The sequence below is a fragment of the Paenibacillus sp. p3-SID1389 genome, assembly GCF_025151705.1.
GTDB lineage: Bacteria > Bacillota > Bacilli > Paenibacillales > Paenibacillaceae > Fontibacillus > Fontibacillus phoenicis.
The window spans coordinates 1-12,332 of the sequence record NZ_JALXVO010000041.1 but is presented as its reverse complement, the minus strand read 5'-3'; the positions used below and the strand labels follow the sequence as shown (position 1 = coordinate 12,332).

The following is a 12,332-nucleotide window of genomic DNA, read 5'->3' as shown; positions in this document are numbered from 1 at the left end:
AGCCATCGTTCTCCCCATTCCTCTCCATCATCGCTGTTCAACAACGATATGGGGTGCAGAGATTGGACTATTCGCAAAAAAAAGAAACCCCGAACTTGATCTGGTCGGGGTTTCTTGGCGTTTCGTTTTGGCTTAGTGCCGGTGTCCGGTTAGTCGAGCCGATACGGCTTTAGATCCAGCGGCAACGCTGCCGGCGGGGTGCAAGTGCTCTGCATTTCATAGTAGCTTCCCGCATCGGAAGCATCGTGGAAGCCCCACATGGCCTCAAGCACATGGTAGGCAAGCTCGCCGGTGGCGCGGTGCGGACGCCCGTGCAGTAAAGCGCTGGCCATATCGGCCGGGCCGATGCCGCGGCTGTTCTCGGCGTAGCCGGGCAGGAGCGGCACCTCGGTCCAGGCTTCCTCGCCGATCCGGCGGAGCTTCACCGGGCCGCCAAAGGAGTTAGGATCGGGAACGAGCAAGGTGCCTTCCGTCCCGTGGATTTCGATCGGCGGTAACGTACTGCCGCCAAAAATATCAAAGCTGGTCGTGAGCGTAGCAATAGCGCCTTGCGCAAACTCCAGCGTGCCCGTGACATGGGTCGGGACTTCGACCTGAATCTTTTGCCCGTACTTTTTCTCGCTGGTGATTGTGCGCTGCTCCAGCGCTTTGCCGGTCATACCGGCGATCCGCTTAATAGGACCCAGCAGCTGGATGAGTGCGGTCAAATAGTAGGGGCCCATATCAAACATCGGGCCGCCGCCTTTGGCGTAATAAAATTCCGGGTCCGGATGCCAAAACTCATGGCCGCGGCTCATCATAAACGCCGCTGCCGAGACCGGCCGGCCGATCGCCCCGTCCTGGATGAGCTTCAGTGCCGTTTGGATTCCGGCACCAAAGAACGTTTCCGGCGCGCTGCCAACCATCAGCTCGCGCTCGCGGGCCGCTGCGAGAACGGCCAAGCCTTCCTCGCGGGTCACAGCCAGCGGCTTCTCCACGTATACATGTTTGCCGGCTTCCAGCGCTTTCAGGCAAACCTCGGCATGGGCCGCCGGAATCGTCAGATTTATCACGATCTGGATGTCAGGATCCTGCAGCAGCTCGTCGACCGTGCAAGCACGGGGGACGTTATATTGCTTGGCCTGCTCCTGCGCCCGGTTCAGGTCGAGATCGGCGCAGGCTACGAGTTCGAGCGCCTCGAACTTTGCGCAATTTTCCATGTAGATACCGCTGATTTTGCCGCAGCCGATAATTCCTACTTTGATTTTGTCCATTATTGGCTGTCCCCCATGCCCGTATAATTGCTGTGACTCAGCGCATTTTCACCTAGAGACTCGACGGCAAGCCGTTTGCCTTCCGCCGCCCACAGCATCCCGCGGGTCATCATTTCCTTCACCGGAGGCAGGTCGACGATGTCGGCGTGATGTCCCAGCGAGTTATAGTACACTCGTCCAACCCCCCAGCGTTTGGTCCAGACAACCGGCATATCCACCGGCTTATTCAGGCGATGAGGCCCGTCAACGACCGGGAAGCGGGTGGTGGCCAGCACTTCAACGGCAGGATCGACATGCAGGTAATACTGCTCCGTTTTGACGTAAAAGTCTTCGATCCCCTCCACCAGCGGGCTGGAATTGGCGATAATCTCTACCTTGTACTCGACTCCGTCATTACCCGGATGGGCCACCCATTGTCCGCCGGTCATAAATTGCCAATCGACATTGTTGCGGAACGAATCACACATCCCTCCGTGGCAGCCAGCCAATCCGGTTCCGGCCTGTACCGCCGCGGATACGTTATTAACCAACTCTTGAGCGATCGTTCCCATCGTCCACACCGGGACAATCAGATCAAGACCCAGGAGCTTTTCTGCATCGGCAAAAGCCTCCAGCGTATCGGAGACCTCCACCTCAAAGGCGTGCTCTCGCAAAACGCCAGCGAAGATGCCAGCAACCTGCTCCGGCTCATGTCCGTCCCAGCCGCCCCAGACGATTAATGCTTTTTTCATTTCTCGATTCCTTCTCTCCTGATAAATTGTTTAAAAAGCTAACGGACACCAGAGACGTTATCGACTTACGCTTGTACATCTGCGAATTCTAACGGACTGAGGAGACCTTATTTCGGGAAAAAGCAGCTGAACGTTCGCCACAATCGCTCCATAAGGTCATTGGAGTCCGTTACAGCGGGAAATAGCCGGGAAATAGACGAATAAGGTCGCTGTGGTCCGTTAGGCCGCTGGATGGGGAACACCGGATGTGGGATGCCGGATGGGGACCGATTCCGCAGGTCACCCCGCGGAACGGGTCGCATTCCGTGGACCCCAGCAGAATGTGCCGCATTCCGCAATACCCGCGGACCCACCTGCAATCCGGCGCGGCCTAAACGGCCACACCCCCATGACCCGGTGCCTATCACATTTCGGAAATGCCGACCCAGCGCCGCTCCGCAATCGAGCGTTCCACCGCTTCCAGCACGGCCTGGCATTGAACGCCTTCACGGAAGCTCGGCACAGGCCCACGGCCTTCGCGAATGGCCGAAGTCAGCTCCAGCACCTCGTGCGTAAACGTATGCTCGAACCCGATCGTGTGCCCCGGCGGCCACCAAGCTTCGGCATAAGCGTGGGCCGGATCGGTGGCAAGTACGCGCCGGAAGCCCTGGACATCGGCGTCGTCGGAGGTGAAGTACACCTCAAGCTCATTCATCCGCTCGAAGTCGAATTTCACGCTGCCCAGGCTGCCGTTGATTTCAAAAGCATTGGTCGAGCGGTGGCCGGCGGCAAACCGCGTTGCCTCAAAGCTGCCTAGCGCGCCGTTGGTGAACCGGGCCAGGAACAGCGTGGCGTCATCGACCGTGACCGGCCCCTTCGGCGCATCTGCGCTGCTTTTGGCGCTAAGGCCGGTCATATTCTCAGCGAGCGGCCGTTCCTTGATAAACGTCTCGCTCATGCCGATCACTTCCTGGATGTCTCCAACCAGATAGTGGGCCAGATCGATCAGATGGGCCCCTAGATCTCCATGCGCCCCCGATCCAGCAATGTCCTTCTGCAGCCGCCAAACCAGCGGGAAGGACGGGTCCATGACCCAATCCTGCAGGAACCAGGCCCGGAAATGGTAGATCCGGCCAAGCCGGCCGCTCTGTACCAGCTCCTTAGCCAACCGGACAGCCGGCGAGAAGCGGTAGTTGAAGCCAACCATATGAGCGACGCCGGCAGCTTCGGCCGCAGCAAGCATCTCCCGGGCATCCTGCAATGTAAGCGCTAACGGTTTCTCGCAAAAAATATGCTTTCCCGCCTGAGCTGCCGCAAGTGCGATTTCCTTATGGGCGTCGCTGGGGGCATTGATGTCGATCAGGTCGATATCGTCTCTGGCGACGAGCGCTCGCCAATCCGTGGTCGTTTCGCGCCAGCCCAGACGATTGGCCGCCTCTTGCACCGCTTCTTCGTTACGGCCGCATAATACAGCCATCTCCGGCTTTAAAGCGTCGGGGAAAAACATCGGCAGCGCCCGATAGGCGTTGCTGTGGGCTTTGCCCATAAACTTGTAACCGATCATTCCAACTCGCAGCGGGTTCATCGAATTCCTCCGTTTCGCGGGTGTAGTCAAAAGTTTTTTTAAATTTTACTTTTTCAACCCCATTATAATTAGATTTCCTTGCGATCTCTCGCCAGTTTATGCGTATGTATGGACAAAATATGCGTTTTCCCATTCTCTGCAGGTACCCGTTCAGCTATCGGGATGGGCGCAGGCTGGAAGGGACAGTGCCCCGCAGCTCCTTAAACACGCGGTTAAACGTACGAATGCTGCTGAAGCCGCACTCCAGAGCGATTTCCATAATACTGAGATCGCTGGTCAGCAGCTGATGTTCGGCGCTTAGGACGCGAACCGTGTTGAGATAAGTTTTGAAATTCATGCCGATGGCGGCTTTGAAGGAACGGCTGAAATGGGAGGGCTCCATGGAAAAACGTTTCGCCATCACCTTCACGTTTAATTCCTCCCGGTAATGGTCCTCGATATAGGACAAAATTTGCTGCATCCGCGCCCGGCGGGACTCGTACTTCTCCTTGGTGGTACGGTCCATCGGCAGCGTGTCCACCGCCCTTTGCAGACTGCCGCACAGCTTTAAGATGCCGGCTTTCAGCAGCAGGGGATAGCCAGGTTTCTTTTCGTCTTTTTCCCGAATTAGCTCGTCCAGGATCGTTTTCACTGTTTCGAGCCCCGGAGTACCTGCCGGAATAAAAGGTGAGGCGAAGCGAAAGTCGGACGGCCAGCTTTTTGTCATCGTGATCCACTCCGGTTTGCAGATCAGAATGATAATTTCCGACTCCAACTCTCGGCTGTCAAAATAGTGGATATCGTTGCTGCCGCAGATAACCATGTCGCCTTGCCGAAGCAGGCGGATTTCTTCATTAACCCCAATCCGGATGGTGCCGGAGAGGACATAAATAAACTCGATTTCAGCATGGAAATGAGGATAAAACGTAATGTTCGTGCTCTGGTAGATATCCATCGGAAGCTCGGGATCCAATTTCCAATTTTGATAGAACGATTTCACTTTTAGATCCCTCCGTGTCGTTAAAATCACATTCCCTCCTAAATGTACTGCATTTTGGCGGGAGATTCCTCTTTTTTGTTTCAAGAATAGATGGAAGAGCTTGGACATAGGATGAAATTGGGAGAATTCAAAAAATGGAAATGAAGGTGGCAATATGAATGATCGATGGGTCAAAATATTTCAAATTGCCGTTACCTACATCGGTACGGTGGTCGGCGCCGGTTTTGCTTCGGGACAATCGATTATGCAATTTTTTACCCTTTATGGCTCGGTTGGCGCCGCAGGGATTATCATTTCGACGTTGCTCTTCATGTGGTTGGGGACGAAAATGATGATCTATGCCCATCGAATACAAGCATTTTCTTACCAGGAATTTAATGATCATCTGTTTGGCCGCCTGTTCGGCAAGGTTGCCAACTTCCTGACCCTGCTGATCCTGCTGGGGGTTACCGCCGTAATGCTATCCGGTACCGGTTCGATCTTTGCCGAGCAGCTTCAGCTGCCTTATCAACTCGGGATCATCGTGAGTATCGTCTTGAGCTATCTGGTGATGACAAAGGGGATGAACGGTATCGTGGTTGTGAATGTGCTGGTTGTGCCGATGATTCTTCTATTTACGAGCTTGATTGCGTTCCGCGCGATTGAGCCGGAAGGTCTGTTCGGGATCAACGGCTTCCAGCTGCAACAACTGGAAAGTTACAAGTGGGTGCTGAGCCCATTTGTGTATGCTGCCCTCAACTTTGCTTTTATCCAGGCTGTGTTGATTCCGCTGGGGAGCGAGGTTCAGGAGGAGAGTACATTAAAATGGGGCGGCTTTTGGGGTGGTATCGGGCTTGGCTCTATGCTGTTGATTTACCATATTGCTTTGAATTCCCGGATGCCTGAAATGCTTAGTTACGAGATTCCGATGGCGGTCATCGTCCGCGACCTCGGCCCGTTTCTGCATGTGCTGTTTCTGTTAGTGCTCTATGGCGAGATATTTACGACCCTGATCGGCAATGTCTTTGGCGTCACGCGACAGCTGCAAAGCCTCTATCAGGTGCCCAAAAACATGACCATGCTGATCATCTTAGTTGCTTGCTTTGTGATTAGCCAGGCTGGTTTTGCTTCCTTATTAACATACCTGTACCCCATGTTTGGATATATTGGGATGCTGCTGCTTATTTTATTGGCGTTCCGGCGGTTGCCTCTTCGTTAAGCTTCCTGTTTCCATGTGCTGCTGAAAATATCACGGAACCGATTTCCCGGCTCGTTTATACTTAGGAAAATCGACTATTTCCCGAGCAATAAAGCTGGTATTTAGCGATTCGCAACCTGTAGTTGACAGATTGCCAACTTCGCTTGGTCGATCGGTGACGGAGGAGCAGCTATGATGGAGGCGGGGTGATGAAGAATATGGATTTTGCAGATAAGCTGCAGAACTATCGGAGACAAAAAGGAATGTCCCAGGAAAAACTGGCGGAAGCGATCGGCGTATCACGCCAAGCGGTTTCGAAGTGGGAGTCGGGTCAGTCATACCCGGAAACGGATAAACTGATCGCATTATGCGAATTGTTTGAGGTTAGCATGGATCATTTGGTCCGGGGAGTGCCAACGGAAAAAAGGGAGCTTCCTCCGGAATCAAATGGATCGGCGATGTTCCGCTATCGATATCACTATGAATATAAAAGTGAAAGAACCTGGTTTGGCGTACCGCTTCTGCACATCAATGTGGGGCGCGGGATGTACGTGGCCAAAGGGATCATCGCGATCGGCAATATTTCCATCGGCGCTGTCTCCCTGGGGCTCATTGCGCTTGGCGGTTTAAGTCTGGGTGTGTTGGCGGCGGGGGTGATAAGTCTGGCTGCGATTGCCTTAGCCTTGATTCTGGCGTTGGGCGGCTTTGCGGCCGGTTTCATCGCAGCTGGAGGGGCCGCTGTTGGTGTGTTGGCTTTTGGCGGATTCGCCGTGGGCGTGTATTCCTTTGGCGGCCTAGCGATCGCATCGAGGATTGCCGTCGGAGGTTATGCCAGCGGGCACATCGCCATTGGTGATGCTGTACGCGGAACTTATTCAATGGCGATCCCAGACGGCGAATTTACCCACGTTCAGGCCGAACAGGTGAGGGCTTTGATCAACCAGGAATACCCAAAGATGTGGAAACCGCTGACAGAATGGATCGTTTCATTATTCCATTGATAGGATAAGTAGATGAGCCGGACATTTCCCTAGATATTAGGGAGGGTCCGGCTCGATTGATGTTCGCCCTAGCTTTCAGTTGGGACTAAGATATCCCAGTCTTTAAACACAGGCTGCAGTCCGTTTTGATAGAGCATTTCCCGGATTTCGGCTACGCTACGCTCATCGGATATTTGAAACTGCGGGGTGCCTCCGCCTTGGGAATGGCCCCCAACTGCCGTGGATACGCCGGCTGACATCTTGGTAACGCCAAGGTGAACCAGCCTGTCGCGTAATCGGGCAGGCTCCCGGCTGGATAAGGTGATCCCGGCCCGCGGCAGAAAGAGACGGTAGACGAGCATCACCTGTACCAAAGCCCGATCGGTCACCTGGGCATCCGGTTCGTAATCTCCGAGAAAAGGGCGGAAGCGCGGAATCGATAAGCTGATCTCACAACCTGGATACTTGGTTTGCAAATAATCCGCGTGCATGGCGGCAAAGAAGGCTTCCTGTCTCCAATCGTACAAGCCAAGTAATGCCCCGATATTCACGGCCCGGTAACCTGCAGCACATCCGCGTTCCGGGGCATCCAGCCGATTTCGATAATTGCGCTTGGGGCCTTTGATATGGAGCTTGGCATAGGTTTCCCGGTGGTAGACCTCTTGGAATACCGTCAGGCTGTCTACGCCTGCCGCAGCTAGCTCCTGATATTCGGAGACAGACAGCGGGTTCACCTCAATGCCGATGGATGAAAAATAATTGCGCAGCACCTTCACGCAGTCTCTTAAGTATTCGACCGGGGAATCTTTGCGGGATTCACCGGTTAACAGCAGGATATGACGGATCCCGGTTGCCGCAATCGCTTCAGCTTCCCGTTCGACCTCTTGCATGTCTAATTTTTTTCGCGGAAAATCATAGATCGAACTAAAGCTGCAATACTCACAGTGGTTCACACAATAATCGGACACATACATCGGGGTAAACAATTGGATTACGTTCCCGAACTGGCTTTGGGTGATCTGCTGTGCCCGTTGGGCCATCTCCTCCAAATGTCGATCAGCCGCTGGTGACAGCAAGGCTAGCAGATCCTCCGCATCAAGCTTAGGCTTGCTAAGCGCCCGCCTTACATCTGCATCGCTGTAACCTTGAAGCCGCTGTGGAAAGGGGAAGCCTTCCCAGGATTGGATTTTGTCATAGAAGCTCATCCCTTAGGCCTCCACTTCATCCAGAAATCCGGTTAGCGGGGAAGAGGCTACCGCGTTTTGCTCCACCGGTCCCAGCCCGGCCAAATGAGCTAGTCTGCCGGCCACTACGGCTGCGCGGAACGCTTCGGCCATCCCCAGCGGATCACGGGCGGTCGCAATCGCTGTGTTCAAGAGGACCGCCGCCGCTCCCATTTCCATCGCTTCCGCCGCCTCAGACGGCTTACCGATGCCGGCGTCAACGATCACCGGCAGGCCTGCTTCCTCGATCAGGATCTGAATCAGTTCCTTCGTCCGCAGACCGCGGTTACTGCCAATCGGTGAACCGAGCGGCATGACGGCAGCGGCTCCTGCATCCCTTAGCCGGAGAGCAGCCGACAAATCCGGGCTCATATAAGGAAGGACAACGAACCCTTCTGCGGCCAATACCTCGGTTGCTTTAATGGTTTCCACGTTGTCTGGCAGCAAATAACGTTGATCCTGGATGACCTCCAGTTTAATCCAATTGCCCATATCCGCCGCTCTGGCCAGCCTTGCGATGCGGATTGCTTCTTCTGCGTTGCGGGCACCGGAAGTGTTCGGCAGCAGCGTCATATGTGGAGGAATATGATGCAGCAGATTTTCCTCCTCCCAATCGGGATTCACTCTTCTTAAAGCGACAGTGATGACTTCTGCTCCTGAACGTTCGATCACTTCGGGAATTAAGGTGTTGCGGTTATATTTGCCAGTACCGATAAAGAGACGGCTGGACAACGCCTTGCCGCCTATATGGAATAAGTCCTGCATAGGATCAACCTCCCCCAACAAAATGGACTAGCTCAATACGATCCCCATCCGATAACGGGGTCACGTCATAGTCTTCCTTTCGTACAACTGTACCGTTTAGTTCAACCAACAGCTTTCGGTCCTTCCATGGGGGCTCTGCTAATAAATCGGCCAGTGTGACACAGCTTTCGTTGATCGTCGTCTCTTTCCCATTCAGACGAACCTGCACGTGGTTCACCTCCTTTCCAGCCAAGCTGCTTGCATCGCCTTGCGGTAAGCTTGGGCTTCTTCTGCCGGGTCCGGTGCATGAAACAACCTTGTCATGACGGCAATCCCTTGAGCGCCGCAGCGGATGATCTCTCCCGCTTGATCCGGTCGGATGCCTCCAATGGCGATCATCGGAACCGGGCAAGCCTTCGCCGTAGCAGTTAATGCCGCCAGCCCTCTGCCGGGAAGTCCGGGTTTGCTGGAGGTATCGTACACATGTCCGAACAGGCAATAATCCGCTCCATCTACGGCGGCCTGCACTGTTTCTTCCACCGAATGAACCGACCTGCCCAAGCGCATCCCGCTGGCTAACGGACGAGCGGAGTCCACCGGAAGACTATGGCCGGCTAAGTGGACATTCACTGCCCGCGCGGCCAAGGCCACGTCCAGCCGATCGTTCACGACAATTTTGTTCAGCGGAATGCCTGATTCGAACATTTGTTGAATGATCTCCAGCTGACCTTTCGCGGTGAGCTGCTTATCCCGCACATGAATGTAATCCAAGTAGGGAAGGGCCTTGAGGGATACCCTGAGCAGTTCGGATACGTGGATGGGAGAGATGGAGATCAGATGCAGTTCGGGTGCGGTTAGCGTTAATTTTTGGCTCGTCATATTCATCCCCTCTCAGGTTAGAAATCCAATGCAAAAAAGCCCCCTCCGTAAGGAGGGGGCTAAGTTCAGCAACAGAATGTATAAGCCTAAATAGACCTATTTTCCGGTTCATGTATGCTTTACTCTCCACTTCCCTACGCAGGTCTTAACCCGTTCAGGTTCAAAGGGTCCGAATCTTTCGATTCATCTCAGCCTTGCGGCTCCCCTAGTGTCGATCGATTTAGAATTGTCATGTTTACTATACACGGGGATCCAGATAATTACAACCGTTGAATTGGATTGGTGTTAAGCTGCCTGCTTTAAGCCGTTTCCAAGAAATTTTCATGAAAATGTCACGATTTATCGCAAAAATAGCCGTTTTGTGATGTTTAATTAAATTGAAGCGAATTAAAAACATCCTCTATAATACGGTCGGAGCTTGATTGGGGAGTGATGAGATTGAAATGGACGATTGGTTTACGCAATCTCAAGACAGGGCTAGCCATCTGTTTGTGTGTGATCGTTGCAGCGTTATTGCGCCTGGAGTATCCTTTTTACGCCGCGATCGCAACGATCATTTCCATGGAAAATTCGGTCACCAACTCATTTACGGCCGGGAAACATCGGACGATGGGGACGTTTGTTGGGGCGATCGTGGGTGCAGGTTTCGCCATGATTGAGCCTGGGAACGCGGTGTATTGCGCGTTAGGCGTCATCGTCGTGATCTATGTCTGCAATTTGCTGAAATGGAATAAGTCGATATCCATCGGGTGTATCGTTTTTTTAGCCATTATGTTAAATCTTCAGCCGGGTGAAAGTCCGATTTTTTATGGGATTAACCGGATCACGGACACACTGGTTGGTATTGCTGTTGCTGTGATCGTCAATTTGGTCGTCTTCCCCCCTAAGCATGAGGCCGATTTGGAAAAGGCGCGGAAAGCCGTCGCTAAGCGGATGGCCGATTTATTCGGGCAGATCACGACGTGCCGGGAAGTCGTCGATTTGGAGAGTTTTCGTGCGGAGCTAAGTTGCCTGGAGAAATATTATCAGCTTTGCAAAGAGGAATTCCATCTGACTCGAGATCTCAGCGAATCGATGGAGCACATCGGCAAAGAAATTGAATCCTATCGCCATATCTATGAGCATTTGGTGATTTTGCAGCAGCTGCTTGCCGAGCATCGACTGTTGCTGGTCGAGGCCGATCATGAACGGAGCGACTCAGCAGAGGTAGGAAACCGTAGTGAAGAGCAGCAGTACAAGATCGAAACCGTCTATGAGTACCACGCGGATTGGATATACGCTGAGCTGCAGAAGCTGGGATTACCGCTTCCGATTAAGGAGCGGGGTCGTTTCCAGACGAAAGCGGAGCTTAAAATATCGTAACGTGGGTATGGTGCCTACGATTTTCTAACGAACAGGTAGAAAGGGGATGTCCCAAGAGCCGTTAAAGGCTTCTGGGGCATCCCTGCTTTTTTAAGCAAAATAGTGTCCTGATGGCACCAAGAAAACCGAAATGGGCATCAGCCTCTTCCGGTGTGATGCTGACCACAGGCACGTTTAATTGCCGCCCGATGACAGCAGCGATTTCGCGAAGCTGAATGCCTTCGTCGCCGGCACCAAGCAACCGTGAACCCGCTGGGGCGGACTCTACATCCGCTAGTATGAAAAAGAAGGGTTGCTGGATGAGATTGATGAAAATCAAAGGCTTTTAGTGGATCAGAGCCCTCTTCCAGCCATAGCTCATATACCAAGAGATTCGCGGGAAAAAGATATTTAGTAAAGCAAGAAGGACAAATAAAAATAAAAAGACTCCCATTACTAACCTTAAAACACAATACGTTAAGTATCGGAAATTGTTTCAAGGATTGTTTTTATACAGTAAAAAAGGAGTGCACTAGCAGTTTTTGGCCTGTTAGAATCTAAAGGAGAAGAAAAGAAGGAGTCCTACGATGATGACGAGAGTGGTCCAAAAGCCGCCTTTTGCTAAAGCGTCCCAATCTCCGATTTCAGCACGATTCATCGAATCCGCAAAATTGATGAAAGGCTTACGTTGATACTCTTTAAACTTTTCTTTCTCTTGTTTCTCCCACATATTCACTGTAATCCCTCCCTATGGGTTACCCTTTAACATTAGTATACTTGGAACCGCGTTGAAGAGCATTCATTTTTTTAAATTGAGTTTAGGAGCCGATCTCTATGAACAAACTCCCCCCAAATAAATCAACGAAGTCTTCTCTTCAAGAAGTTGAGAATTTCCTTATTCAAACCTACTCAGCCAAGAAGATCCCCGTTTCGAACTTTGAGGAACTTAGAAACGACGCTCAGGTTAAATTTGATCGGATTGTGGCTTGCTTTGAAGTGGATCATCCGGAAGTTCTTAAGAGCATCTTTAATGAAGATGAGAAAAAAATGCACGAAGACTTCATTCATGAGCATAGGAATACGTCATTTGCTACTCCATGGCAGAAGATAAATGCGGGGCAGCTCCTTAGGATCGTATTAGAAAGCGAGGACGGGGTCAGTTTTAGTAACTTCACCGTTCAGGGGTTGTGCATGAGGTTGGTTAATGATCTTTCAGCCTTAAAAACGCAATAAAAAAATCGCGGCCATAAGACCGCGATATTGGTGTCATAAGAATCGAGACGACAGGATTTGAACCTGCGACCTCTTGCTCCCGAAGCAAGCGCTCTACCAAGCTGAGCCACGTCTCGTCAGCAATATTAATAATTTGGGGGAAACATTAATACATTATACACTTTTAGACGAAACTGTAAAGAGGGTAACGGATGAAAAAATTTTGAACGCAAGGAATAGGAACCAACG

At 52.3% G+C, this 12,332-nt stretch carries 15 protein-coding genes, 1 tRNA gene and 1 riboswitch; of the genes, 5 read left to right on the top strand and 11 right to left on the bottom strand.

Annotated features, from left to right (window positions below; translation table 11 throughout):
• Positions 1 to 149 precede the first annotated feature (149 nt).
• Both M3G15_RS15845 and M3G15_RS15840 read right to left on the bottom strand, forming a co-directional pair.
• On the bottom strand, positions 150 to 1,253 hold the full coding sequence (locus tag M3G15_RS15845) for a Gfo/Idh/MocA family protein (protein WP_009224163.1): 1,104 nt from the start codon (positions 1,251 to 1,253) through the stop codon (positions 150 to 152).
• Positions 1,253 to 1,984 carry a ThuA domain-containing protein gene (locus M3G15_RS15840; RefSeq protein ID WP_009224162.1) on the bottom strand — a complete coding sequence of 244 codons (732 nt, stop codon included), beginning with the start codon at positions 1,982 to 1,984 and terminating at the stop codon, positions 1,253 to 1,255. Before M3G15_RS15840 ends, M3G15_RS15845 begins: the two co-directional genes overlap by 1 nt.
• Positions 1,985 to 2,229: 245 nt before the next feature.
• Between M3G15_RS15840 and M3G15_RS15835 the strand changes: the two genes are divergently transcribed.
• Positions 2,230 to 2,358, top strand: a complete 129-nt coding sequence (locus tag M3G15_RS15835; RefSeq protein ID WP_260071459.1) for a hypothetical protein — start codon at positions 2,230 to 2,232, stop codon at positions 2,356 to 2,358.
• A gap of 29 nt (positions 2,359 to 2,387) precedes the next feature.
• Here M3G15_RS15835 and M3G15_RS15830 read toward each other — a convergent pair whose 3' ends face one another.
• Together M3G15_RS15830 and M3G15_RS15825 are read right to left on the bottom strand one after the other, a co-directional pair.
• Positions 2,388 to 3,548 carry a Gfo/Idh/MocA family protein gene (locus M3G15_RS15830; RefSeq protein WP_009224161.1) on the bottom strand — a complete coding sequence of 387 codons (1,161 nt, stop codon included), beginning with the start codon at positions 3,546 to 3,548 and terminating at the stop codon, positions 2,388 to 2,390.
• Positions 3,549 to 3,702: 154 nt separating this feature from the next.
• Positions 3,703 to 4,527, bottom strand: a complete 825-nt coding sequence (locus M3G15_RS15825; protein ID WP_260071458.1) for an AraC family transcriptional regulator — start codon at positions 4,525 to 4,527, stop codon at positions 3,703 to 3,705.
• A gap of 154 nt (positions 4,528 to 4,681) precedes the next feature.
• Here M3G15_RS15825 and M3G15_RS15820 point away from each other — a divergent pair, with 154 nt between their 5' ends.
• The gene (locus M3G15_RS15820) at positions 4,682 to 5,725 is read left to right on the top strand and encodes a YkvI family membrane protein (RefSeq protein WP_009224159.1); all 1,044 of its coding nucleotides are present in this window, start codon (positions 4,682 to 4,684) and stop codon (positions 5,723 to 5,725) included.
• A gap of 188 nt (positions 5,726 to 5,913) precedes the next feature.
• Positions 5,914 to 6,705, top strand: a complete 792-nt coding sequence (locus M3G15_RS15815) for a helix-turn-helix domain-containing protein (protein ID WP_217808293.1) — start codon at positions 5,914 to 5,916, stop codon at positions 6,703 to 6,705.
• Positions 6,706 to 6,773: 68 nt separating this feature from the next.
• Here the strand turns inward: M3G15_RS15815 and thiH are convergent, their stop codons facing one another.
• Genes thiH through M3G15_RS15795 form a run of 4 tightly spaced genes read right to left on the bottom strand, consistent with a single transcriptional unit; the run spans position 6,774 to position 9,530 of the window.
• On the bottom strand, positions 6,774 to 7,889 hold the full coding sequence (gene thiH / locus M3G15_RS15810) for a 2-iminoacetate synthase ThiH (protein ID WP_260071457.1): 1,116 nt from the start codon (positions 7,887 to 7,889) through the stop codon (positions 6,774 to 6,776).
• A 3-nt stretch (positions 7,890 to 7,892) separates the two neighbouring features.
• Positions 7,893 to 8,672 carry a thiazole synthase gene (locus M3G15_RS15805; protein ID WP_260071456.1) on the bottom strand — a complete coding sequence of 260 codons (780 nt, stop codon included), beginning with the start codon at positions 8,670 to 8,672 and terminating at the stop codon, positions 7,893 to 7,895.
• A gap of 4 nt (positions 8,673 to 8,676) precedes the next feature.
• The gene (gene thiS / locus M3G15_RS15800; protein ID WP_016311405.1) at positions 8,677 to 8,880 is read right to left on the bottom strand and encodes a sulfur carrier protein ThiS; all 204 of its coding nucleotides are present in this window, start codon (positions 8,878 to 8,880) and stop codon (positions 8,677 to 8,679) included.
• A gap of 5 nt (positions 8,881 to 8,885) precedes the next feature.
• Positions 8,886 to 9,530 carry a thiamine phosphate synthase gene (locus M3G15_RS15795; RefSeq protein ID WP_009224155.1) on the bottom strand — a complete coding sequence of 215 codons (645 nt, stop codon included), beginning with the start codon at positions 9,528 to 9,530 and terminating at the stop codon, positions 8,886 to 8,888.
• Between the two features lie 114 nt (positions 9,531 to 9,644).
• Positions 9,645 to 9,747, bottom strand: a riboswitch (TPP riboswitch).
• 221 nt (positions 9,748 to 9,968) lie between these two features.
• On the opposite strand from M3G15_RS15795, the gene M3G15_RS15790 reads away from it, so the two are divergent.
• Positions 9,969 to 10,892: an FUSC family protein gene (locus tag M3G15_RS15790; RefSeq protein ID WP_260071455.1), complete on the top strand. Its 924-nt coding sequence runs from the start codon at positions 9,969 to 9,971 to the stop codon at positions 10,890 to 10,892.
• A 325-nt stretch (positions 10,893 to 11,217) separates the two neighbouring features.
• Here the strand turns inward: M3G15_RS15790 and M3G15_RS21780 are convergent, their stop codons facing one another.
• Both M3G15_RS21780 and M3G15_RS15780 read right to left on the bottom strand, forming a co-directional pair.
• Positions 11,218 to 11,325, bottom strand: a complete 108-nt coding sequence (locus M3G15_RS21780) for a DUF6199 family natural product biosynthesis protein (protein ID WP_483874605.1) — start codon at positions 11,323 to 11,325, stop codon at positions 11,218 to 11,220.
• Positions 11,326 to 11,421: 96 nt separating this feature from the next.
• Positions 11,422 to 11,607, bottom strand: coding sequence for a hypothetical protein (locus tag M3G15_RS15780; RefSeq protein WP_009224153.1), 186 nt, complete (start codon positions 11,605 to 11,607; stop codon positions 11,422 to 11,424).
• Positions 11,608 to 11,705: 98 nt separating this feature from the next.
• On the opposite strand from M3G15_RS15780, the gene M3G15_RS15775 reads away from it, so the two are divergent.
• Positions 11,706 to 12,104, top strand: coding sequence for a hypothetical protein (locus tag M3G15_RS15775; RefSeq protein WP_009224152.1), 399 nt, complete (start codon positions 11,706 to 11,708; stop codon positions 12,102 to 12,104).
• Between the two features lie 42 nt (positions 12,105 to 12,146).
• On the opposite strand, the gene M3G15_RS15770 is transcribed toward M3G15_RS15775, so the two are convergent.
• Positions 12,147 to 12,220 (bottom strand) — tRNA-Pro (locus M3G15_RS15770).
• Positions 12,221 to 12,332: the final 112 nt, after the last annotated feature.

Bases quoted from the DNA above. Each gene is read 5' to 3' on its own strand.
- M3G15_RS15845 (WP_009224163.1), bottom strand. From the start codon at position 1,253: ATGGACAAAATCAAAGTAGGAATTATCGGCTGCGGCAAAATCAGCGGT.
- M3G15_RS15840 (WP_009224162.1), bottom strand. From the start codon at position 1,984: ATGAAAAAAGCATTAATCGTCTGGGGCGGCTGGGACGGACATGAGCCG.
- M3G15_RS15835 (WP_260071459.1), top strand. From the start codon at position 2,230: ATGTGGGATGCCGGATGGGGACCGATTCCGCAGGTCACCCCGCGGAAC.
- M3G15_RS15830 (WP_009224161.1), bottom strand. From the start codon at position 3,548: ATGAACCCGCTGCGAGTTGGAATGATCGGTTACAAGTTTATGGGCAAA.
- M3G15_RS15820 (WP_009224159.1), top strand. From the start codon at position 4,682: ATGAATGATCGATGGGTCAAAATATTTCAAATTGCCGTTACCTACATC.
- M3G15_RS15815 (WP_217808293.1), top strand. From the start codon at position 5,914: ATGAAGAATATGGATTTTGCAGATAAGCTGCAGAACTATCGGAGACAA.
- thiH (WP_260071457.1), bottom strand. From the start codon at position 7,889: ATGAGCTTCTATGACAAAATCCAATCCTGGGAAGGCTTCCCCTTTCCA.
- M3G15_RS15805 (WP_260071456.1), bottom strand. From the start codon at position 8,672: ATGCAGGACTTATTCCATATAGGCGGCAAGGCGTTGTCCAGCCGTCTC.
- M3G15_RS15795 (WP_009224155.1), bottom strand. From the start codon at position 9,530: ATGACGAGCCAAAAATTAACGCTAACCGCACCCGAACTGCATCTGATC.
- M3G15_RS21780 (WP_483874605.1), bottom strand. From the start codon at position 11,325: ATGGGAGTCTTTTTATTTTTATTTGTCCTTCTTGCTTTACTAAATATC.
- M3G15_RS15775 (WP_009224152.1), top strand. From the start codon at position 11,706: ATGAACAAACTCCCCCCAAATAAATCAACGAAGTCTTCTCTTCAAGAA.